Source organism: Microbacterium sp. 22179 (assembly GCF_052045715.1).
Lineage (GTDB): Bacteria > Actinomycetota > Actinomycetes > Actinomycetales > Microbacteriaceae > Microbacterium > Microbacterium galbinum.
Map to the genome: position 1 here is coordinate 215,424 of NZ_JBQEPJ010000002.1, position 25,406 is coordinate 240,829.

25 protein-coding genes and 1 tRNA gene are annotated in these 25,406 nt (G+C 68.8%); 12 read left to right on the forward strand and 14 right to left on the reverse strand.

All coding sequences use genetic code 11. The features are described from left to right. Positions 1-21 precede the first annotated feature (21 nt). The gene (locus ACTJKK_RS06065; RefSeq protein ID WP_440747341.1) at positions 22-957 is read left to right on the forward strand and encodes a hypothetical protein; all 936 of its coding nucleotides are present in this window, start codon (positions 22-24) and stop codon (positions 955-957) included. 70 nt (positions 958-1,027) lie between these two features. On the opposite strand, the gene nrdF is transcribed toward ACTJKK_RS06065, so the two are convergent. From nrdF to nrdH, 4 genes are read right to left on the reverse strand one after another with little or no spacing between them, the layout of a single operon-like run. Beyond that, positions 1,028-2,008 carry a class 1b ribonucleoside-diphosphate reductase subunit beta gene (nrdF, locus tag ACTJKK_RS06070; RefSeq protein WP_247624936.1) on the reverse strand — a complete coding sequence of 327 codons (981 nt, stop codon included), beginning with the start codon at positions 2,006-2,008 and terminating at the stop codon, positions 1,028-1,030. A gap of 44 nt (positions 2,009-2,052) precedes the next feature. Beyond that, complete coding sequence (gene nrdE / locus ACTJKK_RS06075) at positions 2,053-4,173, reverse strand: class 1b ribonucleoside-diphosphate reductase subunit alpha (RefSeq protein ID WP_247625269.1); 2,121 nt, start codon at positions 4,171-4,173, stop codon at positions 2,053-2,055. A 20-nt stretch (positions 4,174-4,193) separates the two neighbouring features. Next, the gene (gene nrdI, locus ACTJKK_RS06080) at positions 4,194-4,643 is read right to left on the reverse strand and encodes a class Ib ribonucleoside-diphosphate reductase assembly flavoprotein NrdI (RefSeq protein ID WP_247624937.1); all 450 of its coding nucleotides are present in this window, start codon (positions 4,641-4,643) and stop codon (positions 4,194-4,196) included. Between the two features lie 40 nt (positions 4,644-4,683). Then, positions 4,684-4,917, reverse strand: coding sequence for a glutaredoxin-like protein NrdH (gene nrdH / locus ACTJKK_RS06085; RefSeq protein ID WP_247624938.1), 234 nt, complete (start codon positions 4,915-4,917; stop codon positions 4,684-4,686). Between the two features lie 378 nt (positions 4,918-5,295). Between nrdH and ACTJKK_RS06090 the strand changes: the two genes are divergently transcribed. From ACTJKK_RS06090 to ACTJKK_RS06125, 8 genes are all read left to right on the forward strand, one after another. Further along, positions 5,296-6,504 carry an MFS transporter gene (locus tag ACTJKK_RS06090; protein WP_440747342.1) on the forward strand — a complete coding sequence of 403 codons (1,209 nt, stop codon included), beginning with the start codon at positions 5,296-5,298 and terminating at the stop codon, positions 6,502-6,504. Continuing rightward, a complete protein-coding gene (locus ACTJKK_RS06095; RefSeq protein WP_440747343.1) occupies positions 6,501-7,412 on the forward strand; it encodes a sugar kinase in 912 nt (303 codons plus the stop codon). The genes ACTJKK_RS06090 and ACTJKK_RS06095 overlap by 4 nt, the downstream gene beginning before the upstream one ends. A gap of 54 nt (positions 7,413-7,466) precedes the next feature. Next, positions 7,467-8,225: an alpha/beta fold hydrolase gene (locus ACTJKK_RS06100; protein WP_440747344.1), complete on the forward strand. Its 759-nt coding sequence runs from the start codon at positions 7,467-7,469 to the stop codon at positions 8,223-8,225. After that, on the forward strand, positions 8,222-9,382 hold the full coding sequence (locus ACTJKK_RS06105) for an acyl-CoA dehydrogenase family protein (RefSeq protein ID WP_440747345.1): 1,161 nt from the start codon (positions 8,222-8,224) through the stop codon (positions 9,380-9,382). Before ACTJKK_RS06100 ends, ACTJKK_RS06105 begins: the two co-directional genes overlap by 4 nt. Before the next feature lie 84 nt (positions 9,383-9,466). Then, positions 9,467-9,934, forward strand: a complete 468-nt coding sequence (locus ACTJKK_RS06110) for an Lrp/AsnC family transcriptional regulator (RefSeq protein WP_247624943.1) — start codon at positions 9,467-9,469, stop codon at positions 9,932-9,934. Then, positions 9,931-11,325 (forward strand): aspartate aminotransferase family protein, encoded by a 1,395-nt coding sequence (locus ACTJKK_RS06115; RefSeq protein ID WP_247634243.1) that lies wholly within the window; start codon positions 9,931-9,933, stop codon positions 11,323-11,325. The genes ACTJKK_RS06110 and ACTJKK_RS06115 overlap by 4 nt, the downstream gene beginning before the upstream one ends. Before the next feature lie 40 nt (positions 11,326-11,365). Further along, complete coding sequence (locus tag ACTJKK_RS06120; protein WP_440747346.1) at positions 11,366-12,850, forward strand: CoA-acylating methylmalonate-semialdehyde dehydrogenase; 1,485 nt, start codon at positions 11,366-11,368, stop codon at positions 12,848-12,850. 17 nt (positions 12,851-12,867) lie between these two features. Next, positions 12,868-14,256, forward strand: a complete 1,389-nt coding sequence (locus ACTJKK_RS06125) for an aspartate aminotransferase family protein (RefSeq protein WP_440747347.1) — start codon at positions 12,868-12,870, stop codon at positions 14,254-14,256. Between the two features lie 15 nt (positions 14,257-14,271). On the opposite strand, the gene ACTJKK_RS06130 is transcribed toward ACTJKK_RS06125, so the two are convergent. The 5 genes from ACTJKK_RS06130 to ACTJKK_RS06150 all read right to left on the reverse strand — a co-directional run bounded on the left by ACTJKK_RS06130 (position 14,272) and on the right by ACTJKK_RS06150 (position 19,329). Then, positions 14,272-15,000 carry a FadR/GntR family transcriptional regulator gene (locus tag ACTJKK_RS06130; RefSeq protein WP_440747348.1) on the reverse strand — a complete coding sequence of 243 codons (729 nt, stop codon included), beginning with the start codon at positions 14,998-15,000 and terminating at the stop codon, positions 14,272-14,274. 64 nt (positions 15,001-15,064) lie between these two features. Next, positions 15,065-15,844 carry a 3-oxoacyl-ACP reductase gene (locus tag ACTJKK_RS06135; protein WP_440747349.1) on the reverse strand — a complete coding sequence of 260 codons (780 nt, stop codon included), beginning with the start codon at positions 15,842-15,844 and terminating at the stop codon, positions 15,065-15,067. 44 nt (positions 15,845-15,888) lie between these two features. Next, positions 15,889-17,244, reverse strand: coding sequence for an aldehyde dehydrogenase family protein (locus ACTJKK_RS06140; protein WP_440747350.1), 1,356 nt, complete (start codon positions 17,242-17,244; stop codon positions 15,889-15,891). Then, complete coding sequence (locus tag ACTJKK_RS06145; RefSeq protein ID WP_440747351.1) at positions 17,241-17,993, reverse strand: gamma-glutamyl-gamma-aminobutyrate hydrolase family protein; 753 nt, start codon at positions 17,991-17,993, stop codon at positions 17,241-17,243. Before ACTJKK_RS06145 ends, ACTJKK_RS06140 begins: the two co-directional genes overlap by 4 nt. Next, positions 17,974-19,329, reverse strand: a complete 1,356-nt coding sequence (locus ACTJKK_RS06150) for a glutamine synthetase family protein (RefSeq protein WP_247624951.1) — start codon at positions 19,327-19,329, stop codon at positions 17,974-17,976. Before ACTJKK_RS06150 ends, ACTJKK_RS06145 begins: the two co-directional genes overlap by 20 nt. 156 nt (positions 19,330-19,485) lie before the next feature. Between ACTJKK_RS06150 and ACTJKK_RS06155 the strand changes: the two genes are divergently transcribed. Further along, complete coding sequence (locus tag ACTJKK_RS06155) at positions 19,486-21,033, forward strand: amino acid permease (RefSeq protein WP_247956638.1); 1,548 nt, start codon at positions 19,486-19,488, stop codon at positions 21,031-21,033. Between the two features lie 13 nt (positions 21,034-21,046). Here the strand turns inward: ACTJKK_RS06155 and ACTJKK_RS06160 are convergent, their stop codons facing one another. Genes ACTJKK_RS06160 through ACTJKK_RS06170 form a run of 3 tightly spaced genes read right to left on the reverse strand, consistent with a single transcriptional unit; the run spans position 21,047 to position 22,041 of the window. Then, on the reverse strand, positions 21,047-21,319 hold the full coding sequence (locus ACTJKK_RS06160) for a metal-sensitive transcriptional regulator (RefSeq protein ID WP_247624953.1): 273 nt from the start codon (positions 21,317-21,319) through the stop codon (positions 21,047-21,049). An 18-nt stretch (positions 21,320-21,337) separates the two neighbouring features. Then, positions 21,338-21,763 (reverse strand): type II toxin-antitoxin system VapC family toxin, encoded by a 426-nt coding sequence (locus ACTJKK_RS06165; protein WP_440747352.1) that lies wholly within the window; start codon positions 21,761-21,763, stop codon positions 21,338-21,340. Next, positions 21,760-22,041 (reverse strand): type II toxin-antitoxin system prevent-host-death family antitoxin, encoded by a 282-nt coding sequence (locus ACTJKK_RS06170; protein ID WP_440747353.1) that lies wholly within the window; start codon positions 22,039-22,041, stop codon positions 21,760-21,762. Before ACTJKK_RS06170 ends, ACTJKK_RS06165 begins: the two co-directional genes overlap by 4 nt. A gap of 72 nt (positions 22,042-22,113) precedes the next feature. Here ACTJKK_RS06170 and ACTJKK_RS06175 point away from each other — a divergent pair, with 72 nt between their 5' ends. Then, positions 22,114-23,391: a DUF445 domain-containing protein gene (locus ACTJKK_RS06175; protein WP_440747354.1), complete on the forward strand. Its 1,278-nt coding sequence runs from the start codon at positions 22,114-22,116 to the stop codon at positions 23,389-23,391. Position 23,392: 1 nt separating this feature from the next. Continuing rightward, on the forward strand, positions 23,393-24,307 hold the full coding sequence (locus ACTJKK_RS06180) for an arginase family protein (protein WP_440747355.1): 915 nt from the start codon (positions 23,393-23,395) through the stop codon (positions 24,305-24,307). A gap of 63 nt (positions 24,308-24,370) precedes the next feature. On the opposite strand, the gene ACTJKK_RS06185 is transcribed toward ACTJKK_RS06180, so the two are convergent. Then, positions 24,371-24,446, reverse strand: a tRNA-Ala gene (locus ACTJKK_RS06185). A gap of 51 nt (positions 24,447-24,497) precedes the next feature. After that, positions 24,498-25,373, reverse strand: coding sequence for a hypothetical protein (locus tag ACTJKK_RS06190; RefSeq protein ID WP_404598359.1), 876 nt, complete (start codon positions 25,371-25,373; stop codon positions 24,498-24,500). Positions 25,374-25,406 lie beyond the last annotated feature (33 nt).

A 25,406-nucleotide genomic window follows, 5' to 3' on the forward strand; every position in this document is an offset into this window, starting at 1 on the left:
CCCACGGCCGTGGCTCGTCGGATGACCGACCTCGCGCCGCCGATCACCGCCGAGGCCGTCGGCTGGACGGTCGAACTCGTCAGCGAACCGTTCACCCTCGGATCCGAAGATGTCGACGTCGCCGTGGCTCGACTGGGCGAGCACGCCGAGCAGAACGGGTGGGATCTCGTCGTCGGTGTCACCGAACTCCCGTTGCGCGCCGACGACGGCCGCTATCTGCTGGCGGCGATCGACGCGCGGCGCCGGTCCGCGGTGCTGTCACTGCCCGCTCTGGGCGGCGTGCGGGTACAGGCGCGAGCACGCCACGCCGTGCGAGGGCTCATGGATGAGATGGCCGAACCCGCCATGCGCGAGGATCAGCGCCTGCCGCTCCCCCGCATCAGCGCCCGCGGGCGCCTGCTCATGGGCATGGTGCTGGCGAACCGCCCGTGGATGCTCGCCGCGGGACTCAAGTCGGCATTGGTCGCGGCCCTGGCGACTGGCGCCGTGGCGACGATCGAACCCACGGTGTGGTCGCTCGCGATCTCCCTGTCGGGCTGGCGCCTGGCGGCAGCGATGGTCGCCTCCATCGCTATCCTCATCGCCTGGATCGTGATCGACGGCGAGCTCTGGGACCGCCCCGAGGACGACTCGCCCGCGTCACGGGAGAGATCCCGTCTCTACAACACCTCGACGATTCTGACTCTGACCGTGGGGATCGTCATCTGCTATCTGGCCCTGTACGCCGTGAACCTCGCCTGGGCTCTCTTCGTCCTCGATACGGCGGTGATGAGCGACGCCCTCGGTCGCGCCGTCGCGCTTCCCGACCTGTTCGTGCTCACCTGGTTCGTCGCGTCGGCCGCGACGCTCGGCGGGGCACTGGGCACCGGCTTGGAGTCGGACGATTCGATCCGCGCCGCCACCTACTCGAAACGCGAGGAGGAGCGGCGCGCTCGCCTTGCCGGCGAGCGCGCCTGAACCGATCACGAGCGCGCCGGAACCGATCAGGCGAGATGATCGCCGAGCGGACCGCCCCGCACACGGGACCTCAGAAGTCCCAGTCGTCGTCTTCCGTCGCCTCGGCCTTGCCGATGACGTAGGAGGAACCCGAACCCGAGAAGAAGTCGTGGTTCTCGTCCGCGTTCGGCGACAGGGCCGACAGGATCGCCGGGTTCACGTTCGTGACCGTCGACGGGAACATCGCCTCGTAGCCGAGGTTCATGAGCGCCTTGTTGGCGTTGTAGTGCAGGAACTTCTTGACGTCCTCGGTCAGCCCGACACCGTCGTAGAGGTCCTGCGTGTACTGCACCTCGTTGTCGTAGAGCTCGTAGAGGAGCGAGAAGGTGTAGTCCTTCAGCTCGTCGCGGCGCTCCTGGGTCTCGTTCTCGAGACCCTTCTGGAACTTGTAGCCGATGTAGTAGCCGTGCACGGCCTCGTCACGGATGATGAGGCGGATGAGGTCGGCCGTGTTCGTCAGCTTCGCCTTCGACGACCAGTAGATCGGCAGGTAGAAGCCCGAGTAGAACAGGAACGACTCGAGCAGGGTCGAGGCGATCTTGCGCTTGAGAGGGTCGTCGCCCTGGTAGTAGTCCATGATGATCTGAGCCTTCTTCTGAAGGTTCGGATTCTCTGTCGACCACCGGAACGCCTCGTCGATCTCCTTCGTCGACGCGAGCGTCGAGAAGATCGAGGAGTAGCTCTTCGCGTGCACCGACTCCATGAACGCGATGTTGGTGTACACCGCCTCTTCGTGCGGGGTGATCGAGTCGGGGATGAGCGACACGGCGCCCACGGTTCCCTGGATCGTGTCGAGCAGCGTGAGACCCGTGAAGACGCGCATCGTCAACAGCTGTTCTTCGGGGGTGAGCGTGTTCCACGACTGGATGTCGTTCGACAGCGGCACCTTCTCTGGCAGCCAGAAGTTGTTCACCAGACGGTTCCAGACCTCGAGGTCCTTGTCGTCTTCGATGCGGTTCCAGTTGATCGCCTGCACGCTGTCGACCAGCTTGAGCGGAGGGTGAGGAGTCATGTTCGTCGTTTCTCGATCGTTGGGTCACTGAGCCTGTCGAAGTGTCAGAGCATGCAGGAGACGCACTCGGTCATGTCGGTGCCCTCGAGCGCCATCTGACGCAGACGGATGTAGTAGATCGTCTTGATGCCCTTGCGCCATGCGTAGATCTGCGCCTTGTTGATGTCGCGCGTCGTGGCGGTGTCCTTGAAGAACAGCGTCAGCGACAGGCCCTGGTCGACGTGCTGCGTCGCCGCGGCGTACGTGTCGATGACCTTCTCGTAGCCGATCTCGTAGGCGTCCTGGTAGTACTCGAGGTTGTCGTTCGTCATGAACGCCGCCGGGTAGTAGACGCGACCGAGCTTGCCTTCCTTGCGGATCTCGATCTTCGACGCGATCGGGTGGATCGACGACGTCGAGTTGTTGATGTACGAGATCGATCCGGTCGGCGGCACCGCCTGCAGGTTCTGGTTGTAGATGCCGTGCTCCTGGATGGACGCCTTCAGCGCCACCCAGTCGGCCTGCGTCGGGATGTGCTTGCCCGCGAAGAGCTCCTTGACCTTCTCGGTCGCCGGCACCCACTCCTGGTCGATGTACTTGTCGAAGAACGCGCCCGAGGCGTACGTCGAGTCCTCGAAGCCGTCGAACGCCTGCTTGCGCTCGATCGCGAGGTTGTTCGAGGCGCGCAGCGCGTGGAACAGCACCGTGTAGAAGTAGATGTTCGTGAAGTCGATGCCCTCTTCGGAGCCGTAGTAGACGTGCTCGCGAGCGAGGTAGCCGTGCAGGTTCATCTGGCCGAGGCCGATGGCGTGCGAGCGGTCGTTGCCGTCTTCGATCGAACGGACCGAGCGGATGTGGCTCTGGTCGCTCACGGCGCTGAGCGCACGGATCGCCGTCTCGACGGTCTGACCGAGGTCGTCGGCATCCATCGAGAGCGCGATGTTCATCGAGCCGAGGTTGCAGGAGATGTCCTTGCCGATCTGGTCGTACGACAGGTCGTCGTTGTACGTGGTCGGCGTGTTCACCTGCAGGATCTCGCTGCAGAGGTTCGACATGTTGATGCGGCCCTTGATCGGGTTGGCCTTGTTCACCGTGTCCTCGAACATGATGTACGGGTAGCCCGACTCGAACTGGATCTCGGCGACGGTCTGGAAGAACTCGCGAGCGTTGATCTTGGTCTTCTTGATGCGCGAGTCGTCGACCATCTCGCGGTACTTCTCGGTGACCGAGATGTCACCGAAGGGCACGCCGTAGACCTTCTCGACGTCGTACGGCGAGAAGAGGTACATGTCCTCGCCGTTCTTGGCGAGCTCGAAGGTGATGTCGGGAACGACGACACCCAGCGAGAGGGTCTTGATGCGGATCTTCTCGTCGGCGTTCTCACGCTTGGTGTCGAGGAACCGCATGATGTCGGGGTGGTGCGCGTTGAGGTACACCGCACCCGCGCCCTGACGGGCACCGAGCTGGTTGGCGTAGCTGAAGCTGTCTTCGAGCAACTTCATCACGGGGATGATGCCCGAGGACTGGTTCTCGATCTGCTTGATCGGGGCGCCGGCCTCACGGATGTTCGAGAGCAGCAGCGCCACGCCGCCGCCGCGCTTGGAGAGCTGCAGCGCCGAGTTGATGCCGCGGGCAATCGACTCCATGTTGTCTTCGATGCGCAGCAGGAAGCAGCTGACGAGCTCGCCGCGCTGCGCCTTGCCCGCGTTGAGGAACGTCGGCGTCGCCGGCTGGAAACGGCCGGAGATGATCTCCTCCACCAGGGCGACGGCGAGCTTCTCGTCACCGTCGGCGAGTCCGAGGGCGGTCATGACGACGCGGTCCTCGAAGCGCTCGAGGTAGCGCTTGCCGTCGAACGTCTTGAGCGTGTAGCTCGTGTAGTACTTGAAGGCGCCGAGGAACGTCTCGAAGCGGAACTTCTTGCCGTAAGCGAGGTCGTTGAGCTTCTGGATGAACTCGAGCGAGTACTGCTCGATCACGGCCGGCTCGTAGTACTCCTTCTCGACGAGGTAGTCGAGGCGCTCCTTGAGGGAGTGGAAGAAGACCGTGTTCTGGTTGACGTGCTGCAGGAAGTACTCCCGCGCCGCACGCTTGTCGGCGTCGAACTGGATCTTGCCGTTCGCGTCGTAGAGGTTCAGCATCGCGTTCAGGGCGTGGTAGTCCAGCCCCTCGTACGCCTGGTTCATCTTGAACGCCGCCTGCTGTGTCACGGTCTGCTCGTCAACTGCGCTGCCCACACTCGTTCCAATCCGTCGCTGACGCGATCCACGTCGTCCTGTGTGCCGAAGATTTCTAGCCGATACAAGTGAGGCACGTGGCACTTGCGGCTGATGATGTCGCCGGCGAGGCAGAATGCCTCGCCGAAGTTGGTGTTGCCTGCGGAGATCACTCCGCGGATGTGACGACGGTTGCGCTCGTCGTTGAGGAACCGGATCACCTGCTTGGGCACGGCGCCCCGCTCGACGCCTCGCCCCTCGCCCCCGCCATAGGTCGGGGTGACCAGAACGTAGGGCTCGTCGATGACGAGCTCTCCGTCGTTCCGGTGGAGCGGGATACGTCGGGCGGGAAGGCCCAGTTTCTCGATGAAGCGCGCCGTGTTTCCGGACACGCTCGAGAAGTAGACGAGGAGCGGTGCTGCGGTCGCGATGGCGTTCATGCGTCGATTCGCTCTCTCACCCCGCTGCGCGGCTGCCCGATCAGGCCAGACGGGTCGCGAGCTCGTCGATCTTGTCGGGACGGAAGCCCGACCAGTGGTCCTCGTCGGTGACGACGACCGGCGCCTGCATGTAGCCCAGCGCCTTGACCTGCTCCAGGGCCGTCGGGTCCTCCGACAGGTCGTGGATCTCGTACTCGATGCCCTTGGCATCCAGGGCGCGGTAGGTCGCGTTGCACTGGACGCAGGAAGGCTTGGTGTAGACCGTGATCGACATCTGTTTCCCCTCAGAATCGTTGTGTGGCCGGCAGTCCTCCGCCGGGAGTTCAATACTACATATAGGGACGGACACTCGGAGTGACCACAAGGGGTAGTAGTTACATTCGTGTAGTTTTTCCACCGCTCTCCCCAGATACAACACAGGTTCTCCACCGTTTCTTCCACAGGCGGAGGGGCGGGCGCAGGGCTCCCGAACCGCGAGAAATCGCGGCTGGGAGGCACCTGTGAGAGATCCATCCACAGGTCGCACGCTACGCCGGGCATCCGACATTCGGATTCCTGTGGAAACTGCTCCTCGGCGTGTCGTCGGCGTGTCGCCGATGCCGGGGCATCCGACCGTTCCCGTAGCGTCCGCGGCTGCCGGTACCGTTGTGTGGTGGCGGGATATCAGGACCTTCTTCGCACGCCCGGAGTGGCGCGCATGATCGCGGCTCAGCTGACGGCGCGATTCCCCAACGGCATGTCCTCGCTCGCGATCCTGCTGCACGTCGAGCAGCAGACCGGGTCGTACGGCGCCGCGGGCCTCGTGCTCGCCGCGACGAGCGTCGGGCAGGCCGTCGCCGGCCCCGTGACCAGCCGCTGGATGGGCGCGTGGGGCATGCGTCGCGTCCTCACCCTCACCCTCACGGTCTGCGTCGTCGCCGTGCTCTGCCTGGCCCTGCTCCCCCTGAGCCTGCCCGGGTACATGGCGCTCGGTCTGATCGCCGGGCTCTCGACACCGCCCGTGCAGTCGGCGGTGCGCACGATCTACCCCAAGCTCGTCAACGCCAAGCAGCTCACTCCCCTCTTCTCCCTCGACGCCTCGCTGCAGGAGATCATCTGGATCCTCGCGCCGGTGGTCATCACGCTGGTCTCGACCCAGGTCGGCACCACGCAGGGCCTGCTCCTCGTGGCGGTGTTCCTCGTCGGCGGCGGCTCGTGGTTCATCCTCTCCCCCGAGGTCGGGCGGGTGCGCATCCCGCGCAGCCGCAGCGCGCTCGGCAAGGTGGTGCTCAAGCCCCCGGTGCTGATGGCCACCATGATCGGCTTCCTCCTCATCGGCGCGTGCTCCGCGGTCGAGGTGGGTGTGATCGCGACCTTCGAGCACGGCAGCCTCGAAGCAGGGCTCGTGCTCGCGGTCTTCGCGGTGGGGAGCCTCGCGGGTGGGTTGTCGTTCGGGCACATCCCGATCGGACCGTGGGCGATGGCGCGCCGCCTGACGATCGTGACGGTCGGCCTCACGCTCACCATGGTCTCGCTCAACGTGTTCTGGCTCGGCGGCACGCTCATCCTCGCCGGTATCGGCATCGCGCCGGCCCTTGCGGTGCTGTTCGCGATCACGACGGCGAGCGTCAAGTTCAGCGAGACCGCCGAGGCCTTCGGCTGGGCGGGCACCGGTCAGCTCATCGGCGCCGCTGCCGGATCCGCGGTGGCCGGCTTCCTCGTCGACGCCACCGACGCCCGCGGAGCCTACTTCGCCGCCGTCCTCTTCGCCGCGCTCGGTCTGGTCGTCTCGATCGTCTTCGTCCGCGCCCTCCCCGATCTGCGTCATCGCGACGCGAGCCCCTACCCCGACACCGAACCCCTGGCGGTCACCCCCTCATGAGCACGCTCCCCTCTTCTCCGTCCGCGCCCGAGGTCATCTGCATCGGCGAGTCCATGGGCCTCGTCACCGCACTGGGCGCTCCTCTGGCCGAGACCGAGACCGCCGCCCTCGGCATCGCGGGCGCCGAGGGCAACGTCGCCGTCGGCCTGGTCGCTGCGGGGCACCGGGCCGTGTGGGCGTCGCGCCTCGGCGACGATCCCATCGCTGAGCGCATCACCGGCGAGCTGGTTCGGCGCGGGGTCGAGCTCTGGGCCGAGAAGGACGCGGATGCTCCCACCGGCGTCATGTTCAAGGATCCGGGCGTCGAGTCCTCGTCGGTCTACTACTACCGCCGCGGATCGGCCGCCTCCCTGATGGATTCCGGCTTCCTCTCCGTCGACCGGCTGCGGGGCGTGCGCGTCGTGCACACGACGGGCATCACGCCCGCGCTCTCCGCCTCGTGCCGCGCCATGGTCGACGACCTGTACGTCGACGCCCGCGAGGCGGGGGCCCTCATCTCGTTCGATGTGAACGACCGCCGAGCGCTGTGGTCGATGGACGACGCGCAGGCCACTCTGACCCGCCTCGCCGACGCCGCCGACATCGCCTTCGTGGGCCGTGACGAGGCCGAGCGGCTCTGGGGAACCGCGACCGCCGCCGATGTGCGCGCCCATCTGCCGAATTGCGCTCTCCTGATCGTCAAGGACGGCGACGTCGGCGCGACCGCCTTCGCCGCGGGCGAGGAGCCCGTGTTCGTCCCCGCTCCACGCGTCGACGTCGTCGAGCCCGTCGGAGCCGGCGACGCCTTCGCCGCGGGTTTCCTCGCCGCGACCCTCGATGGCGCGGCCCTCGCCGACCGGCTCTCCGCGGGGCACGCCGCCGCCGCGCGCGTGCTCCGCACCCACGGAGACCTGCCGCCGCTCGGATGACGGCGATCGACACCCGACGGAGACTCCCTTCCGTCGCGGTTCTAGGCTGAGGGCATGGCCGCACCGCTCACGCTCCCCCGCCTCTCCTGGGGCGATCCGACCGCCGACCGTCATGCGCTCCTCGTGCACGGGCTAGGCTCGTCCGGCGCGCTGATGTGGCGCCTCGGCGAGGGCCTCGCCGAGTCCGGGTGGCACGCGGTCGCCGTCGACCTGCGCGGTCACGGCGACGCACCGCGGGCGCTCGACTACACCGTCGCCGCGTACGCCGCGGATCTCGGGATCGCGCGACCACAGCGCGGAGGCACGTGGGATGCCGTCGTCGGCCACTCGCTCGGCGGCGCATCGAGCACGGTGGCCGCGGCCTCCGACCCGGACTGGACGCGCCGCCTGATCCTGCTCGACCCCGCGATCTTCGTCGAGGGCCGCGACGCGAAGATCGTGCGCACGAGTCAGGAGCGCGCGTTCGCGGACCAGCGGATCGAGGTCGTGCAGCAGGAGCATCCGCACTGGCACCCGCAGGACTGGGAGCTCAAGGTCGACGCGGTCCGCAGGGCGAGCGCCTGGGCGGTCGAGCAGACCAGCGTGCAGAACACCCCCTGGGACGTGCGAGCGGATGCCGCGCGCCTCGCCGTTCCCACGCACGTGATCGCGTCGGATCCCGAGGTCTACAGCATCTTCACCGGCGACACCGCGACCGACGTGCTGAGCGCGAACCCGCTCGTGACGATGTCGATCGTCGACGGCGCCGGCCACTCGCTGCACCGCGACAAGCCGGAGGAGTCGATTCGTCAGCTCCGGGAGGCCCTGGCATGAGCGCCTTCGACCCGGCCGCCTTCCTGCCCGACGATCTGCTCGAGCGGATCCGCGAACGCGCACCGATCCACGACCGCGAGAACACGTTCCCCCAGCAGGATCTCGACGAGCTCCGCGCCGCCGGGTACCTCGCCATCCTCGTCCCGGCCGACCGCGGAGGTGCGGGACTCGGGCTCGCCGAGGCGGCGATCCTGCAGCAGCGCCTCGCCACGGCCGCGCCGGCGACCGCGCTGGCGATCAACATGCACCTCGTCTGGACGGGTGTCGCGAAGGTGTTCTCCGACCGCGGGGTCCCCGGCCTCGAGTTCGTGCAGGACGGCGCAGTCGCGGGCGAGGTCTTCGCCTTCGGCATCAGCGAGGGCGGCAACGACCTCGTGCTGTTCGGCAGCGACACGGATGCCCTGCCCACCGCCGACGGCGGCTACACGTTCACCGGCACGAAGATCTTCACCTCGCTCGCCCCGGTGTGGACGAAGCTCGGACTGCACGGCCTCGACACGACGAGCGCCGACGCTCCGAAGCTCGTGTTCGCGTTCGTGGAGCGCACGGATGCCGTCGTCACCGGCGACGACTGGGACACCCTCGGCATGCGCGCCACCCAGAGCCGCACCACTCGGCTGTCGGGGGCAGTGGCCTCCGCCGAGCACGTCGTGCGGCGCATCGACCCGGGACCGAACCCCGATCCGATCGTGTTCGGCATCTTCAGCGTCTTCGAGGTGCTGCTGGCCTCGGTCTACACCGGGCTCGCCCGCCGCGCGCTCGATCTCGCGGTCGAGACCGCCCACCGGCGCCGCTCGAAGAGCACCGGTGCCGCGTACAGCCAGGACCCCGACATCCGCTGGCGGATCGCCGACATGGGCCTCGCCTACGACGCGCTGCCGCCGCAGATCCGGGCCCTCGCGCGCGACGTCGACGAGCGCGTCGATCACGGCGCCCGCTGGTTCACGCTGCTGTCGGGGCTCAAGCACCGCGCGATCACGACGGCGAAGCAGGTCGTCGACGAGGCGATGCTCGTCGCCGGAGGCGGCTCGTACTTCTCGAGCAACGAGCTGTCCCGCCTCTACCGCGACGTGCTCGCCGGGGCCTTCCACCCCTCCGACCCCGAATCCGCCCACGCGACGGCGGCGAGCGCCTGGCTCGGCCCCCGCGAAACCTGACACTTCCTGCCGAATTCGCAGATTGAATGAATCGATCCTGCGAAATCGGTTGAAATGACCAGCCACGGGTGCGAGGATCGCACCATGGTCTCCTCGAAGAAGCAGTCCCCCCTCGATGCCGTCTCCAAGACGATCATCGAGCTGCTCCAGGACGACGGGCGTCGCTCGTACTCCGACATCGGCCGCGTCGTCGGCCTGAGCGAAGCGGCGGTCCGTCAGCGCGTGCAGCGGCTCACCGAATCCGGGGTGATGCAGATCGTGGCGGTCACCGACCCCATGCAGCTCGGCTTCCACCGGCAGGCGATGATCGGCATCCGCGTGTCCGGCGATGCGCGCCGCGTCGCCGAGGCCGTCGCCGAGATCGAGGCGATCGACTACGTCGTCATCACGGTCGGCGCCTTCGACGTGCTCGCCGAGGTCGTCTGCGAGGACGACGAAGACCTGCTGTCGCTGATCAACGACGTCATCCGACCGATCGACGGCGTGCTGTCGACCGAGACCTTCATCTACGCCAAGCTGCAGAAGCAGCTCTACAACTGGGGGACCCGATGAACACCGCTCTCTCACCCGAGGCCGAGGCCGCACTCCAGGCGAAGGCTCAGGACCACCTCTGGATGCACTTCACGCGCCAGTCGACCATGGCCACCTCCGGTGTGCCGATCATCGTCAAGGGCGAGGGCCACCGCATCTGGGACGCGAAGGGCAAGGAGTACTTCGACGGGCTCGCCGGCCTCTTCGTCGTCAACGCCGGCCACGGGCGGCAGCGTCTCGCCGAGGCCGCGGCGAAGCAGGCATCCGAGCTCGCGTTCTTCCCGCTGTGGTCGTACGCGCACCCGGCGGCGATCGAACTCGCCGACCGCCTCGCCGACGAGGCACCCGGCGACCTCAACCGCGTCTTCTTCTCGACCGGTGGCGGTGAAGCCGTCGAGACCGCGCTCAAGCTCGCGAAGCACTACTGGAAGCTGCAGGGCAAGCCCACCAAGCACAAGGTGATCTCGCGCTCGGTCGCCTATCACGGCACCCCGCACGGCGCCCTGGCGATCACCGGCATCCCCGCGATGAAGGCGATGTTCGAGCCGGTCGCCCCGGGCGGATTCCGGGTGCCGAACACCAACTTCTACCGGGCGGCCGAGATGGGTGCCCCCGCCGACGACCTCGAGGCCTTCGGCCGCTGGGCCGCCGACCGCATCGAAGAGATGATCCTCTTCGAGGGCGCCGACACCGTCGCCGCGGTCTTCCTCGAGCCGGTGCAGAACTCCGGCGGATGCTTCCCGCCCCCTCCCGGCTATTTCCAGCGGGTACGCGAGATCTGCGACCGGCACGACGTGCTGCTCGTCTCCGACGAGGTCATCTGCGCCTTCGGACGCCTCGGCCACACCTTCGCCTGCACCGGACTCGGCTACGTGCCCGACATGATCACCTGCGCCAAGGGCATGACGAGCGGGTACTCGCCGATCGGCGCGACGATCGTCAGCGACCGCATCTACGAGCCGTTCTCGAAGGGCGACCTGTCGTTCCCGCACGGCTACACGTTCGGCGGTCACCCGGTCTCGGCGGCGGTGGCGCTCGAGAACCTCGCGATCTTCGACGAGGAGGGCCTCAACGCCCGCGTCCGCGAGAACTCGCCGCTGTTCCGCGCCGAGCTCGAGAAGCTGAGCGATCTGCCGATCGTGGGCGATGTGCGCGGCGACGGCTACTTCTTCGGCATCGAGCTCGTGAAGGACAAGGCGACGCGCGAGACCTTCGACGACGCCGAGTCCGAGCGCCTCCTGCGCGGATTCCTCTCCCCCGCACTGTTCGAGGCCGGTCTTTACTGCCGCGCCGACGACCGGGGCGATCCCGTGATCCAGCTCGCGCCGCCGCTGACCGTGGGGCCGGCCGAGTTCCGCGAGATCGAGCAGATCCTGCGCGATGTGCTGACGCGCGCGCAGGCCGTTCTCTGAGCAGCCCCTCTCCCCTTCCCTTCACACCCTCAGGAGCACTGTGGACGTCGTCCGTCATGTCATCAACGGTTCGGAGACCGCCGAGGCGGCCCGCACCGGTCAGATCTTCAACCCCGCGACCGGTGAGGTGACCCGCGAGGTCGCGTTCGCCTCGACCGCCGAGGTCGACGGCGCGATCGCCGCCGCCGCGGCCGCCGCCCCCGCCTGGCGCGAGACGAGCCTGATCAAGCGCGCCGACGTGTTCTTCCGGCTGCGCCAGCTGCTGAAGGAGCGCACGCCCGAGCTCGCGGCGATCGTCACCTCCGAGCACGGCAAGGTGCTCTCGGATGCCGCGGGCGAGGTGTCGCGCGGCATCGAGAACGTCGAGTTCGCCGCCGGTCTCGTGCACCTGCTCAAGGGCGAGCGCAGCGAGCAGGTCTCACGCGGCGTCGACGTGCACTCGGTCAAGCAGCCGGTGGGGGTGGTCGCCGCGATCACGCCGTTCAACTTCCCCGTGATGGTGCCGCTGTGGATGGTCGCCTCGGCGATCGCCTGCGGCAACACGGTCGTGCTCAAGCCCAGCGAGAAGGACCCGTCGGCCGCCGTGTGGCTGGCGAAGCTCTTCCAGGAGGCGGGCCTCCCCGACGGCGTGCTCAACGTCGTGCACGGCGACAAGGAGGCCGTCGATGCCCTGCTCGAGTCGCCCACCGTGTCGGCCGTCAGCTTCGTGGGCTCCACCCCGATCGCCCGCTCGATCTACCAGCGCGCCTCGGCCGCGGGCAAGCGCGTGCAGGCCCTCGGGGGCGCGAAGAACCACATGGTCGTGATGCCGGATGCCGACATCGACGCGGCGGCCGATGCCGCTGTTTCCGCCGCCTACGGCTCGGCCGGCGAGCGCTGCATGGCCGTGTCGGTGCTCGTCGCCGTCGGCGACGTCGCCGACGACCTGGTCTCGGCGATCGCCTCCCGCATCGACGGACTCACGATCGGCGACGGCACCGATCCCTCCAGCGAGATGGGACCGCTCATCACCCGCGAGCACCGCGACCGGGTGGCCTCGTACGTCACGGGGGCGGCAGCCGAGGGTGCCACGGTCGTCGTCGACGGCACCGCGAAGGAGTTCGACTCGAACGGCTTCTTCCTGGGCGTCAGTCTGATCGACCACGTCACCCCGGGCACGAAGGTGTACGACGACGAGATCTTCGGGCCGGTGCTGTCGGTCGTGCGCGTCGACACCTACGCGGACGCCGTGGCGCTCGTGAACGCCAACGCCTACGGCAACGGCACCGCGATCTTCACCCGCGACGGCGGTACGGCGCGTCAGTACGAGTTCGACATCGAGGTCGGGATGGTCGGGGTCAACGTGCCGATCCCCGTGCCGATCGGTGCGTACTCGTTCGGCGGCTGGAAGGACTCGCTGTTCGGCGACTCCCACATCTACGGCCCCGAGTCCGTGCACTTCTACACGCGTTCCAAAGTGGTCACCACCCGCTGGCCCGACCACACGCCGTCGCAGATCGACCTCGGCTTCCCGAGCAACCACTGATCGAGGAGCCACGACCGATGACGAACTTCACCGACCGCCACGGTGCGGCCCACGCGCTGCCCGCTCCGGATGCCGAGGCGCAGGTGCGCGCCGACGACCGAGGGCACGTCTTCCACTCGTGGAGCGCACAGGCTCTGATCGATCCTCTGCCCGTCGCCGCCGGCGAGGGGTCGACGTTCTGGGACTACGCGGGCAACGCGTACCTCGACTTCTCGAGTCAGCTCGTGAACCTCAACCTCGGCCATCAGCATCCCGATCTGGTCGCGGCGATCCAGCAGCAGGCGGGCCGCCTCGCGACCATCCAGCCGTCGATGGCGAACGATGTGCGCGGCGAGCTCGCCCGCCTGATCTCCGAGGTCGCGCCCGCGGGCATGCAGAAGGTGTTCTTCACCAACGGCGGCGCCGAGGCCAACGAGTACGCCGTGCGCATGGCTCGCCAGTTCACCGGCCGCCGCAAGGTGCTCTCGATGTACCGGAGCTACCACGGGTCGACCTCCACCGCGATCTCGCTCACCGGAGACCCGCGGCGCTGGGCGAACGACGGCGTCGACAACGGCACGGTGCGCTTCTTCGGCCCCTACCTGTACCGGTCGCCCTTCCACGCCGAGACGCCCGAGCAGGAGTCCGAGCGCGCGCTCGCGCACCTCGAGCAGACGATCCAGCTCGAGGGGCCGGGCACGATCGCGGCGATCATCATCGAGACGGTCGTGGGCACCAACGGCGTGCTCGTGCCGCCGCCCGGCTATCTCCAAGGAGTCCGCGAGCTGTGCGACCGCTACGGCATCGTCTACATCGCCGACGAGGTGATGGTCGGGTTCGGCCGCCTCGGCGAGTGGTTCGGCATCGACGCGTTCGATGGGGCACCCGACCTGATCAGCTTCGCGAAGGGTGTCAACTCCGGCTACGTGCCGCTGGGCGGCGTGGTGATCTCGGATCGCATCTCCGCGGCGTTCGACGAGATGCCGTTCGCGGGCGGACTCACCTACTCCGGGCATCCGCTCGCGTGCGCGGCGGGCGTCGCGACCTTCGAGGTGTTCCGTCGCGACGGCATCCTCGAGCGCGTGCGCGATCTGGGCGAGCGCATCGTCGAACCGACCCTGCGCCGCTGGACCGAGACGCATCCGAGCGTCGGCGAGGTGCGCGGACGCGGTCTCTTCTGGGCGATCGAGCTGGTGCGCGATCGCGCGACCCGTGAACCGCTCGTGCCGTTCAACGCCTCGGGGGCGGATGCCGCGCCGATGGGTGCCTTCGCCGCCGCGGCGAAGAAGGGCGGCGTCTGGCCGTTCGTGCACTTCAACCGCGTGCACGTCGCGCCGCCGCTGATCATCTCGGAGGACGACCTGGTGCGCGGACTCGCCGTGATCGACGAGGCGCTGAACGTCGCCGACGCGGCCGCCGCGCGCTGACGACGGGACGCGTACTCAGATCAGGAAGCCGCGCAGCAGCGCCTCGGAACCCGCGAGGTGGTCGCGCATCGCGGCCTCGGCGACGTCGGGCCGGCCCGCGAGGATCGCCGTGACGATGCGCTCGTGCTGCTCTCCCGAGTGCTGGATGTTGCGCGGCAGGAGGGGGAAGGTGTCGAGCCAGGCGTTGACGTCGGCCCGGTTCTCGGCGACGAGCGCCACGAGCGACGGGATGCCCGCGGCCTCGGCGATCGCCAGGTGCAGCAGCGTGTCGAGTCGGCGGTACTCCTCGGGGCCGGCCGGAAGCGCCGATTCGTGCCGCGCCCACAGATCCGCCCGCGTCGCGTCATCCAGCGTGCGGCTCGCCGCCGCACGCACGGCACCGGTCTCGAGCACGCGCCGGAGGCCGAGCACGTCGTCGATCTCGGCCGCGGTCACGGCCCCCGCATCCGAGGGCTCCGGCAGCGGATCCGCGACGAACGTGCCGCCGTACCGCCCGCGCTTCGGCACCAGATAGCCGGTGTCGGCGAGCTCACGGATCGCATCGCGCACGGTGTCGCGGCTCACCCCGAAGGACGCCGCGAGTTCGCGCTCCGGGGGCAACGACTCCCCCGGAGCGACGACGCCGAGTCGGATGGTCTGCACGAGGCGAGCGACCGCATCCTCGAGGGCGTTCCCGCGGCGCAGCGGGCGGTAGACCGCCCGGCGCACCTCGACGAGATCGCCGTCGGAAGGGTGCTCGCTCATGCTTCTCAGCCTGTCACAGCGACATGATCCCGCTTCACAGCATCCGCCATCACCGCATCCCGCTTCACAGTGGAGTGACGTACGCGTTGGTGATGCCGCCGTCGACGACGAAGGCGCTGGCGGTGATGAACGACGAGTCGTCGGAGGCGAGGAAGGCGACAGCGGCGGCGAGTTCGGACGGCTCGGCGAAGCGCCCCATCGGCACGTGCACGAGACGCCGCTGCGCGCGCTCGGGGTCCTTCGCGAACAGCTCCTGCAGCAGCGGGGTGTTCACCGGCCCCGGGCAGAGCGCGTTGACCCGTACGCCCTGCCGGGCGAACTGCACGCCCAGCTCGCGCGACATCGCGAGCACGCCGCCCTTCGACGCGGTGTAGCTGATCTGCGAGGTCGCCGATCCCAGCAGCGCGACGAACGAGGCGGTGTTGATGATCGATCCGCCGCCCGCCGGCACCATGTGACGCAGAGCCGCACGGCTGCAGAGGTACACGCTCTTGAGGTTCACGTCCTGCACGCGGTCCCAGGCGGGCAGCTCGGTGGTCTCGATCGAGTCGTCGTCGGCGGGCGAGATTCCGGCGTTGTTGAAGGCGATGTCGATGCGCCCGAACTCCGCTGCCACGCCGTCGAACAGCGCGTCGACCTTGGTCTGGTCGGCGACGTCGACCGGGCGGAACGCCCCGCCGACCTCGGCCGCCGCCTTCTCGCCCGAGGTGGGGTCGACGTCGGCGATGACGACGAACGCCCCCTCGGCGGCGAAGCGCTGGGCGGTGGCGAAGCCGATGCCGCTCGCTCCACCGGTGATGATGGCGACGCGGTCCTTCAGGCGCTGGGTCAGATCGATGCTCATGTGTGTTTCTCCGTTGCAGGTGGTCGAGGGGGTCGGGGTCGCGCTCAGTCGGTCGCGAAGAAAACGTTCTTGGTCTCGGTGAAGTGCTCGGCGGCGTCCGGCCCCAGCTCGCGTCCGAGTCCGGAGGCCTTCATGCCGCCGAAGGGCGTCGCGTAGCGCACCGAAGAGTGCGAGTTCACCGACAGCACGCCGCTCTGCACCCCGCGCGAGACGCGGACGGCGCGGCCGAGGTTCTCGGTCCAGAGGGAGCCGGCGAGGCCGTAGGCGGTGTCGTTCGCGAGCCGGATCGCGTCGGCTTCGTCGTCGAAGGGCATGACCGCGACGACTGGACCGAACACCTCCTGCTGCGCGATCCGATCGGCGGGGTCGGCCAGCACCACCGCGGGCGCGAACCAGAACCCATCGCCCTCCGGTGCACTCCCCCGGAACGCGATAGTCGCGTCATCGAGGAACCCGGCGACCGTGTCGCGGTGACCGGCGGAGATGAGCGGACCCATGTCGGTGTCGGCACTCGACGGGTCACCGACCCGCCACGCCGCGACCGCCGGCTCCAACAGCTCGAGGAATCGGTCGTACACCGAACGCTGCACGAGGAGCCTGCTGCGCGCGCAGCAGTCCTGCCCCGCGTTGTCGAACACCGATCCCGGGACGGCCGCGGCGGCCTTCTCGAGATCGGCGTCCGCGAAGACGATGTTGGCGCTCTTGCCACCGAGTTCGAGGGTGACGGGCTTGAGCGCCCGCGCGCAGCCGGCTGCGACCTCGATGCCGACCTCGGTCGACCCCGTGAAGACCACCTTGCGCACGTCCGGATGCTCGACGAGACGCTGCCCCACCACGGAGCCCGACCCGGTCACGACCTCGAAGAGTCCCGCGGGCAACCCCGCCTCGAGGGCGAGCTCGCCCAGACGGATCGCGGTCAGCGGGGTCAGCTCGGCGGGCTTGAGCACCACCGCATTGCCCGCGGCGAGCGCCGGAGCGAACGCCCACGCGGCGATCGTCATCGGGAAGTTCCACGGCACGATCACCCCGACCACGCCGTAGGGATCGTGGAAGGTGACGTCGAGCCCGCCCGCCACCGGGATCTGCCGGCCCGAGAGCCTTTCGGGGTCGGCCGAGTAGTAGTTGAGCACCTGGGCGACGTGACCCGCCTCCCAACGGGCGGAGCCGATCGGATGCCCGGAGTTGAGCACCTCCAGCTGCGCCAGCTCCTCGGCAGCGCCCCCGACGGCGCGCGCGAACGACCGCAGTGCGTCGGCGCGCGCGACGGGGGCGAGCGCCGCCCACCGGCGCTGAGCGGACACGGCGCGTGCGATCGCGGCATCCGTCTCTCCGACATCGGCGCGGGCGATCTCGCGGATGGCCGCGCCCGTCGACGGGTTGATGACCGTGAACGCGCTCATCGGGCGTCCTCCTTCCGCCGCGCGGCGAACGCGCGTGCCTGTGTGACGAGATCGGCGAAGAGTCGCCGGTCCTCGGCGTTCTCCTCGGGGTGCCATTGCACGCCGACGATGTGGGCGCCTGCTGTGTCGACGAAGGCCTGCACGAGGCCGTCATCGGAGTGCGCGGCGGCGACGAGCCCGTCGCCCAACCGACCGACGCCCTGGTGGTGGTAGCTGTGCACGCGCATGTCGGTCTCTCCGAGGATCCCGGCGAGCGCCGTATCGACCTCGACCTCGACCTCGTTCTCGGCGAACACGCCGCCGCCGATCCGGTACCTCTCGGTCCCGAGCGATTCGGGCAGGTGCTGCTGCAGCGTGCCGCCGCGGGCGACGTTCACGAGCTGCAGCCCCCGGCAGATCGCGAGCACCGGGATGCCGCGGCGCTCGGCCGCGTGGAACAGCGCGAGCTCCCACGCGTCGCGATCGACCCGCGCGGGGTCGGTGAGCGGATGCCGTTGCTCGCCGTAGAGTTCGGGCGCGACGTCCGCGCCGCCGGAGAGCACGAGCCCGTCCATTCCCGCGATGGCCGCGTCGGCGGCATCCGGATCCTGCGGCGGCAGCAGCAGCGCGATGCCGCCGGACGACGTCACGCTCGTGAGGTACTGCTCGGGCAGGAAGGCCGCCCGCACGTCCCACACCCCCTGCTGCGCGCGCTCCAGGTACGTCGTGATGCCGATCAGCGGCGCGGGGTCAGAGGCGCTCGAAACCACGGATGCGCTCCCAATCGGTGACGGCCGCGTCGTAGGCCTCGACCTCGATGCGCGCCTGGTTCAGGTAGTGCTCGACCACGTCGTCGCCGAACGCCGCACGCGCGATCGTCGATTCGCGGAAGAGCTGCGCGGCCTCGCGCAGCGTCGTGGGCAGGTGATCGACGCCCGCCTCGTAGGCGTTGCCGGTGAAGCGCTCGGGCAGCGGCAGCTCGTTCTCGATGCCGTGCAGACCGCCGGCGATGATCGCTGCGATGCCGAGGTAGGGATTCACGTCTCCGCCCGGCACCCGGTTCTCGACGCGCAGACCCGATCCGGATCCGACGACGCGCAGGGCGCAGGTGCGGTTGTCGATGCCCCACGCGACCCCCGTCGGGGCGAAGCTGCCCTTGGCGAAGCGCTTGTAGGAGTTGATGTTCGGGGCGAACAGCAGGGTGAACTCGCGCAGCGTCGCGAGGATGCCGGCGATCCAGTGCTCCATGACGGGGCTGAATCCGTGCTCGCCGTCACCGGCCATCACCGGAGCGCCCGACCGATCTCGCAGGGACAGGTGGATATGGCAGCTGTTGCCCTCGCGCTCGTTGAATTTGGCCATGAACGTGAGCGACTGACCGTGCTGTTCGGCGATCTCCTTCGCGCCGTTCTTGTAGATCGCGTGCTGGTCGGCGGTCTCGCGCACCTCGGCGTAGCGGAAGGCGATCTCCTGCTGACCGAAGTTGCACTCGCCCTTGACGCCCTCGCAGTAGAGACCTGCGCCGTCCATGCCGTTGCGGATGTCGCGCAGCAGCGGTTCCATGCGGGTCGATGCGAGCAGGTTGTAGTCGACGTTGTAGTCGGTGGCGGGGGTGAGCCCCTCGTACTTGCGCGCCCAGGCCTCGCGGTAGGTGTCTTCGAACACGATGAACTCGAGCTCCGTGCCCGAGTACGCGGTCCAGCCGCGTTCGGCGAGCCGATCGCGCTGGCGGTCGAGGATGGCCCGGGGTGACGGTCCGACCGGCTCGCCGTTCTGCCAGACGAGGTCGGCCATCACGAGCGCCGTCCCCTCGAGCCACGGGATGTTGCGGAGCGTCTCGGCGTCGGGCCGCAGCACCATGTCGCCGTACCCGCGGTCCCATCCCGACATCGCGTAGCCGTCGACGGTGTTCATGTCGACATCGACCGACAGCAGGTAGTCGCAGGCCTCGGCGCCGTGCGACAGGATGTCCTCCTGGAACAGGCGGGCCGAGACGCGTTTGCCGACCAGACGCCCCTGCGCATCGGCGAAGGCCACGATCACCGTGTCGATCTCGCCGGCGGCGATGCCGGCGTCCAGCTGCTCGATGCTCAGGTTTCCCGACATCTGACGCTCCGTTCTCCTGCGGTGAAGCGATCGGCCGACCGGCTTCGCCCTCAGAGTAGATCACCTCGGCGTTTAAAGGTAGACGAAACCACCATTGACTGTCACAATCATCCGCAAGGTGCACCCGGCGCCTGCATGCGAGTGAGCGGAGAACGTATGTCTGGGCAGAGCAATGAATCCCGCAAGGTCGCCGGAGCGACCTATACACGTGCCGGGAGCGAATACTTCGAGAAACGCACACTGAAGAGGTCGGCCGGCGTCTGGGGCCTGTGGGGACTCGCGGTCGCCGCGGTCATCTCGGGAGACTTCTCGGGATGGAACTTCGGTATCGACTTCGCCGGGTTCGGCGGGATGCTCATCGCCTTCGTCATCCTCGTGGCGATGTACTACGGCATGATCTTCGCGATCGGCGAGATGGCCGCTGCGATGCCGCACACCGGTGGCGCCTACTCCTTCGCCCGCTCGGCCATGGGGCCCTGGGGCGGTCTGGTCACCGGAGCCGCCGAGACGATCGAGTACGTCGCGACCACGGCGGTGATCGTCTACTTCTCGGCGTCGTATGCCAATGGGATCACGAGCGAACTGCTCGGTCTCGAACTCCCCGGATGGGTCTGGTACCTCATCCTCTACGTCGTCTTCATCGCGCTGAACTCCGCGGGAGCGGCCATCTCGTTCCGCTTCGCGATCGTCGTCTCGGTGATCTCGATCGGCATCATCCTCGTCTTCTCGCTCATGGCGCTGTTCTCCGGTGCGTTCTCGTGGGATGCCCTGTGGGACATCGTCCCCGACGAGGGCCAATCGACCTTCCTCCCCCACGGCGTCCTGCCGATCCTGTTCGCCCTCCCGTTCGCGATGTGGTTCTTCCTCGGCATCGAAGAGCTGCCGCTCGCGGCCGAGGAATCGCACAACCCCACCCGCGACATCCCGAAGGCCGGGTTCTGGGCGCGCGGCACCCTCATCGTCACCGGACTCCTGGTGCTGTTCCTCAACACCGGCGTGATCGGCGCCGAGGCGACCGGCACCGCGGGAGAGCCTCTGCTCGATGGCTTCCGCGCGATCGTGGGAGACCAGCTCGCCGCCGTGCTCGCACTGTTCGCCCTGATCGGCCTGCTCGCCTCGCTGCAGGGCATCATGTTCGCCTACGGCCGCAACATGTACTCGCTGTCTCGCGCCGGGTACTACCCGCGCTTCCTCTCGCTGACGGGCAAGCGCCAAACGCCCTGGGTCGCTCTCACGGTCGGCGCCGCGATCGGGTTCGTCGCCCTGATCGTGCTCGACGTGCTCACCGCGGTCGACTCCGAGGGCGCGGGCACCGTGGCCGGGGCGATCGTGCTGAACATCGCGGTCTGGGGCGCCGTCGTCGCCTACGGGCTGCAGCTCGTGTCGTTCATCATCCTGCGCAAGAAGTTCCCGAACGTCGATCGCCCGTACGTCAGCCCCTGGGGCATCCCCGGCGCCGTCATCGCGCTCGTCATCGCGGCGCTCATCTTCGTCGGCTTCCTGCTCAACCCGACGTTCGGCCCGGCCATCATCGCGATCGCGATCGTGTACGCGATCATCCTGCTCGGATTCGGGCTCTTCTTCCGCCACCGCCTCGTGCTCTCCCCCGAAGAGGAGTACGCGCTCTCGGGCGGCTCGCACGGAGACCCGCAGGCCGAGGGCTACGACGCGATGGAGGGCGAGGTCTTCGACGGCAAGGCGTGAGAGGCGAGGAGCGCTACTTCGAATCGAAGTCGAACGCCTTGAGCAGTTCGGCGACGGCCTGGTCGCGCTCCTCCCCACCCGCCTCGAACATGTGCGTCACGTGGGTGCGCAGATGGTTCTCGAGCAGCAGCCGGTTGAGGGACTCGAGCGACTTCTGGATCGCGCGGGACTGCGTGATGATGTCCATGCAGTAGTCCTCGCTCTCGATCATCCGAGCGACCCCGCGGAGCTGCCCCTCGAGGATGGCGGTGCGGTGCAGGGCGCGCTTCTTGATGTCTTCGATCACGCATCGAGGTTACCCCGCTCATGAGTCGCTGAGCCCGTCGAAGGGATCGACCACCGGGAGCCCGGGAACGTCGAAGTCCTTCACGTTGCGGGTCACCAGCGTGAGCCCGTGGTGAAGAGCGGTCGCGGCGATCAACGCATCACCGAGGGGACGACGATCGGGCACCTGGATCGCCGCCGCCAGCTGCGCGACCGCACCGGTCACCTCAAGCGCGGGAATGGCGAGGCCCTGCAGCACGGATCGGAACCATCGGTCGAGTGATGCTGCGGCGACGGCATCACGACGCTGCACGAGAAGGATGCCGCGTCGGAGTTCGAGCTCGGTGACCACGCTGATCCGCAGGGATCGCCGCGGCGTCGCCTCGAACCAGCGCACGACACCGGCATCGGGCCGCAGTCGACGGGTCTCCGAGACCACGTTCGTGTCGAGCAGGAACCCCGTCACAGGTCGACCTCCCGCCCGAGGTCGCGCGCTCGTTCCGACGCGAGATCGTCCATGATGCGGCCGAAGACGTCGTCGGGATCCGCGCTCGTCGGCACGGGCGCGATCACATCGAGCAGCGACCGATCGTCGCCTGCCGGCGCCTCGGACCGCAGCCGCTCGTATTCGTCGATGTTCAGCAGCACGTAGGCCGGCTCGCCTCGGCGGGTCACGAGCACCGGCTCCTCGTCGGCGATGCGCTGCGCACGCGCGACGGACTGATTGAAATCTCGAGCGGTCATACGGAACACGATGCACCTCGTTTTCTGATGTAGTGAGGGTACTACACTGACACGGCGTGAAAGGATGCCTTCATGCCGCGCACACCGATGGCGATGCTCTCGCCCGCCGATCAGGTCCGTCTCCGCGCGCTGCGCCGTATGAAGGCGGTCGCCCTGGGGGCGCTGATCTTCATGGCCGTCGTGTTCGTGTTCGCCTTCGCGTTCCAGGAGCGGATGAGCTGGCTCGGGTACGTGCGCGCCGCGGCCGAGGGCGGAATGGTGGGTGCCCTCGCCGACTGGTTCGCGGTGACGGCGCTCTTCCGCCGCCCGCTGGGCCTTCCCATCCCGCATACCGCGATCATCCCGAGCCGCAAGGACGAGATCGGCCGCAGCCTGGGCGAGTTCGTCGAGACGAACTTCCTCGAGGCGAGCGTGGTGCGCACGAAGCTGTCCTCCACCGCCATCGCGCAGCGTGCCGGCGAGTGGCTGCGCGAGACGCCGCACGCTGAGCGGGTCGGCGCCGAGGGCGCGACGATCGCCACCGCGATCCTCAACGGGCTCAGCGACGACGACGTGCGCGATCTCATCTCCGACCTCGCGCGCGAGCACCTCGTCTCCCCCGAGTGGGGCCCGCCCGCGGGCGCCTGGCTCGAGAAGATCGTCGAGGCCGACGCCCATCACGGCGCGGTCGACCTCGCCGCCGACAGCATCGGGCGCTGGCTCGAGGCGAACGCCGAGTCGTTCTCCGGCCTCGTCTCCCGGCGCCTGCCTTCATGGGTGCCGCGGCTCGCGCACCGCTTCGTCGACGACACCGTCTACAACGAGGCCGTGAAGTTCGTGCAGGCCGTGCAGGCCGACCCCCGGCATCCGGCCCGCCTGGCGATCGACGGCTACCTCGGCCGCCTCGCCGACAGTCTGCAGAACGACCCGATCACCCGCGCGAAGCTCGAGAACGCGAAGGCGTCGCTGTTCGACAGCCCCCGCGTCGGCGCCCTCGCCGCCGAGGCGTGGAACACCGCGAAGAACGGCCTGCTCACGGCCCTGGCCGACCCCGAGAGCGGGCTGCGCCGCCGGGCCGTGCAGGCGCTGCAGGAGGTGGGCGAGCGTCTGACGACGGATGCCGCGCTGCAGCGCCGCGTCGACACCTGGGTATCGGATGCGGCGGTCTTCCTCGTCGATCGCTACCGGCACGACATCGCATCGATCATCACCGACACCGTCGAACGCTGGGACCCGGCCGAGACGACCGAGAAGATCGAGCTCATGGTCGGCCGCGACCTGCAGTACATCCGCCTGAACGGCACGTTCGTCGGTGCTCTCGCCGGCCTCGCCATCTTCTCGATCGCCCACGCCCTGATCCCCGGAGTCTGACATGGCCCTCTCGCACGATCCCCTCTGGCCGCGCGCCGGATCCTGGCCCTCTCCCGACGCCGTCGACGACGCGGAGGCCGTGCTGCTGGGTGTCCCGGCCTGGCGCACGTCGCTCTCACCCACGGGTGCCGGGGCGACTCCGGCCGCGATCCGCGACGCACTCCCCCGCTACGGCACCGCGCTGATGGGCCCGCCGGCGATCGACCTGAACGAGGTGCTGCGCATCGCGGATGCCGGCGACGTGCACGAGCCCGACGGCGACGAGGGCGAGGCATCCGTCATCGCGCGGGTGCGGGAGCTCTCGGAGTCGTTCGTCATCGCGCTCGGCGGCGACAACTCCCTCACCTACCCCGTGGCGCTGGGCGCCCAGGCGACCGGTTTGATCACCTTCGACGCGCACTTCGACCTGCGCGACGGCGTCTCGAATGGAACCCCGGTGCGCCGGCTCGTCGAAGACGTCCCCGTGCTCTCGACGCTCGACACCGCCCGCATCGACCCGACGCGCATCGTGCAGATCGGCATCGCCGACTTCGCGAACTCGGTCGCTTACGCCCGCCGGGCAGCGGACTGGGGCATCCGGGTGATCACGCTCGACGAGGTGCGCCGCCGCGGTGTCGACGACGTCGTGGCCGAAGCCCTCGAGATCGCCGGTGCCGGATCAGATGCCCGCGTCCACCTCGACATCGATGTCGACGTCTGCGACCGCTCGGTCGCCCCCGGCTGCCCCGCGAGCGTGCCCGGCGGCCTGCAGGCGTGGGAGCTGCGCGCCCTCACCCGCGCCGTCGCCGCCGACCCGCGCGTCGTCAGCGCCGACCTCGCCGAGGTCGACGCCACAGCCGATGCCGACGACGCCCGCACCGTGCGCCTCGCAGCCCTCTGCGTGCTGGAGCTGCTCGCCGGGCTCGCCTCGCGCTGAGTCCTTCAGCCACCCGTCGGGAAAAGCAGAAACCCCCGGGCGGCTGCCTGGGGGTTTCTGCGGTGGTGGACCTAAGGGGATTCGAACCCCTGACCTCCTCGATGCGAACGAGGCGCGCTACCAACTGCGCCATAGGCCCTTACGGAGATCAACATTATCACGACGTCGACCCCACCTCGGACGTCGGGGATCACCCTGCGGCGCGACGGGCGAGCATGTCGCGCACGTGCGCCTCGATCTCGGCGTCGTCGACGAATCCCATCTTCGCGTAGGGCGAAGCCTCGGCGGCGGGGGCAGTGCGCGGAGCGGGAATCCGCACGGGCGCCGGAGCCTGCTCGGCGGCGATCTGCTCGGCGCGGGCGCGGAGTTCCGCGAGGCGGGCGGCCTTGCGCAGCTGCTCCTGCGCGTCGATCTCGGCGCGGGCGGTCTGAGCGCGCGACCCGGCGACCGCGACGAGCGGCTCGGGCAGCGGACGCGGGGTCCACGTCGCACGACCCTGGTCGTGGATCTCGGGCGCGACGCGCTCTCGCGGCGCCTCGGCGACCACATGACTCGCACGGGCGACTCGACCAGCGACGGCGGCCATCCGCTGCAGCGCGATCGCGCCGAGCAGGGCCAGAGACCCGCCGACCCACAGCAGGATCGACGCTCCGGTCGCGAGCAGTTGCCACACGCCGAGTCCCGCGAGCACCACTCCGACGAGCGCGGCGACGGTCGACAGCATCCGCACCCGACGGCGCGCACGCGCCTGACGGATCACCGGATCGGCCCGTGTCGCCGCGAGTTCGGCACGCAGCGCCTCGAGCTCCGCGGACTCGCGCTCGGACTGCACGCGCTTGGCGAGCTTCTGCTGCGCCAGGGCGGTGCGAGCACTCAGCTCGACGCGCACCTCTTCGGGGGTCTCGCTCGTCTCGGCGAGGATCCGCAGTGCCTGGTTCAGGCGCACGGCGTTGCGCTCGGCGGCGTTGTACTGGAAGCGGCCGCGCCACGAGGGCAGCAGATAGAGCATCCACAGGAGCACGGCGACGAGCACGATCACTCCCCCGCTCAGCACCGGCCCGTCCATATCGATAACGGTAAGGGAACAACCCTCCCCGAG

Coding starts and splice junctions, on each gene's coding strand:
- ACTJKK_RS06180 (WP_440747355.1), top strand. CDS start 23,393: ATGGCCCTCTCGCACGATCCCCTCTGGCCGCGCGCCGGATCCTGGCCC.
- ACTJKK_RS06125 (WP_440747347.1), top strand. CDS start 12,868: ATGACGAACTTCACCGACCGCCACGGTGCGGCCCACGCGCTGCCCGCT.
- ACTJKK_RS06130 (WP_440747348.1), bottom strand. CDS start 15,000: ATGAGCGAGCACCCTTCCGACGGCGATCTCGTCGAGGTGCGCCGGGCG.
- ACTJKK_RS06115 (WP_247634243.1), top strand. CDS start 9,931: ATGAACACCGCTCTCTCACCCGAGGCCGAGGCCGCACTCCAGGCGAAG.
- ACTJKK_RS06190 (WP_404598359.1), bottom strand. CDS start 25,373: ATGGACGGGCCGGTGCTGAGCGGGGGAGTGATCGTGCTCGTCGCCGTG.
- ACTJKK_RS06150 (WP_247624951.1), bottom strand. CDS start 19,329: ATGTCGGGAAACCTGAGCATCGAGCAGCTGGACGCCGGCATCGCCGCC.
- ACTJKK_RS06155 (WP_247956638.1), top strand. CDS start 19,486: ATGTCTGGGCAGAGCAATGAATCCCGCAAGGTCGCCGGAGCGACCTAT.
- ACTJKK_RS06100 (WP_440747344.1), top strand. CDS start 7,467: ATGGCCGCACCGCTCACGCTCCCCCGCCTCTCCTGGGGCGATCCGACC.
- nrdI (WP_247624937.1), bottom strand. CDS start 4,643: ATGAACGCCATCGCGACCGCAGCACCGCTCCTCGTCTACTTCTCGAGC.
- ACTJKK_RS06095 (WP_440747343.1), top strand. CDS start 6,501: ATGAGCACGCTCCCCTCTTCTCCGTCCGCGCCCGAGGTCATCTGCATC.
- nrdH (WP_247624938.1), bottom strand. CDS start 4,917: ATGTCGATCACGGTCTACACCAAGCCTTCCTGCGTCCAGTGCAACGCG.
- nrdF (WP_247624936.1), bottom strand. CDS start 2,008: ATGACTCCTCACCCTCCGCTCAAGCTGGTCGACAGCGTGCAGGCGATC.
- ACTJKK_RS06170 (WP_440747353.1), bottom strand. CDS start 22,041: ATGACCGCTCGAGATTTCAATCAGTCCGTCGCGCGTGCGCAGCGCATC.
- ACTJKK_RS06135 (WP_440747349.1), bottom strand. CDS start 15,844: ATGAGCATCGATCTGACCCAGCGCCTGAAGGACCGCGTCGCCATCATC.
- ACTJKK_RS06105 (WP_440747345.1), top strand. CDS start 8,222: ATGAGCGCCTTCGACCCGGCCGCCTTCCTGCCCGACGATCTGCTCGAG.
- ACTJKK_RS06110 (WP_247624943.1), top strand. CDS start 9,467: ATGGTCTCCTCGAAGAAGCAGTCCCCCCTCGATGCCGTCTCCAAGACG.
- nrdE (WP_247625269.1), bottom strand. CDS start 4,173: ATGAACCAGGCGTACGAGGGGCTGGACTACCACGCCCTGAACGCGATG.
- ACTJKK_RS06175 (WP_440747354.1), top strand. CDS start 22,114: ATGCCGCGCACACCGATGGCGATGCTCTCGCCCGCCGATCAGGTCCGT.
- ACTJKK_RS06140 (WP_440747350.1), bottom strand. CDS start 17,244: ATGAGCGCGTTCACGGTCATCAACCCGTCGACGGGCGCGGCCATCCGC.
- ACTJKK_RS06065 (WP_440747341.1), top strand. CDS start 22: ATGACCGACCTCGCGCCGCCGATCACCGCCGAGGCCGTCGGCTGGACG.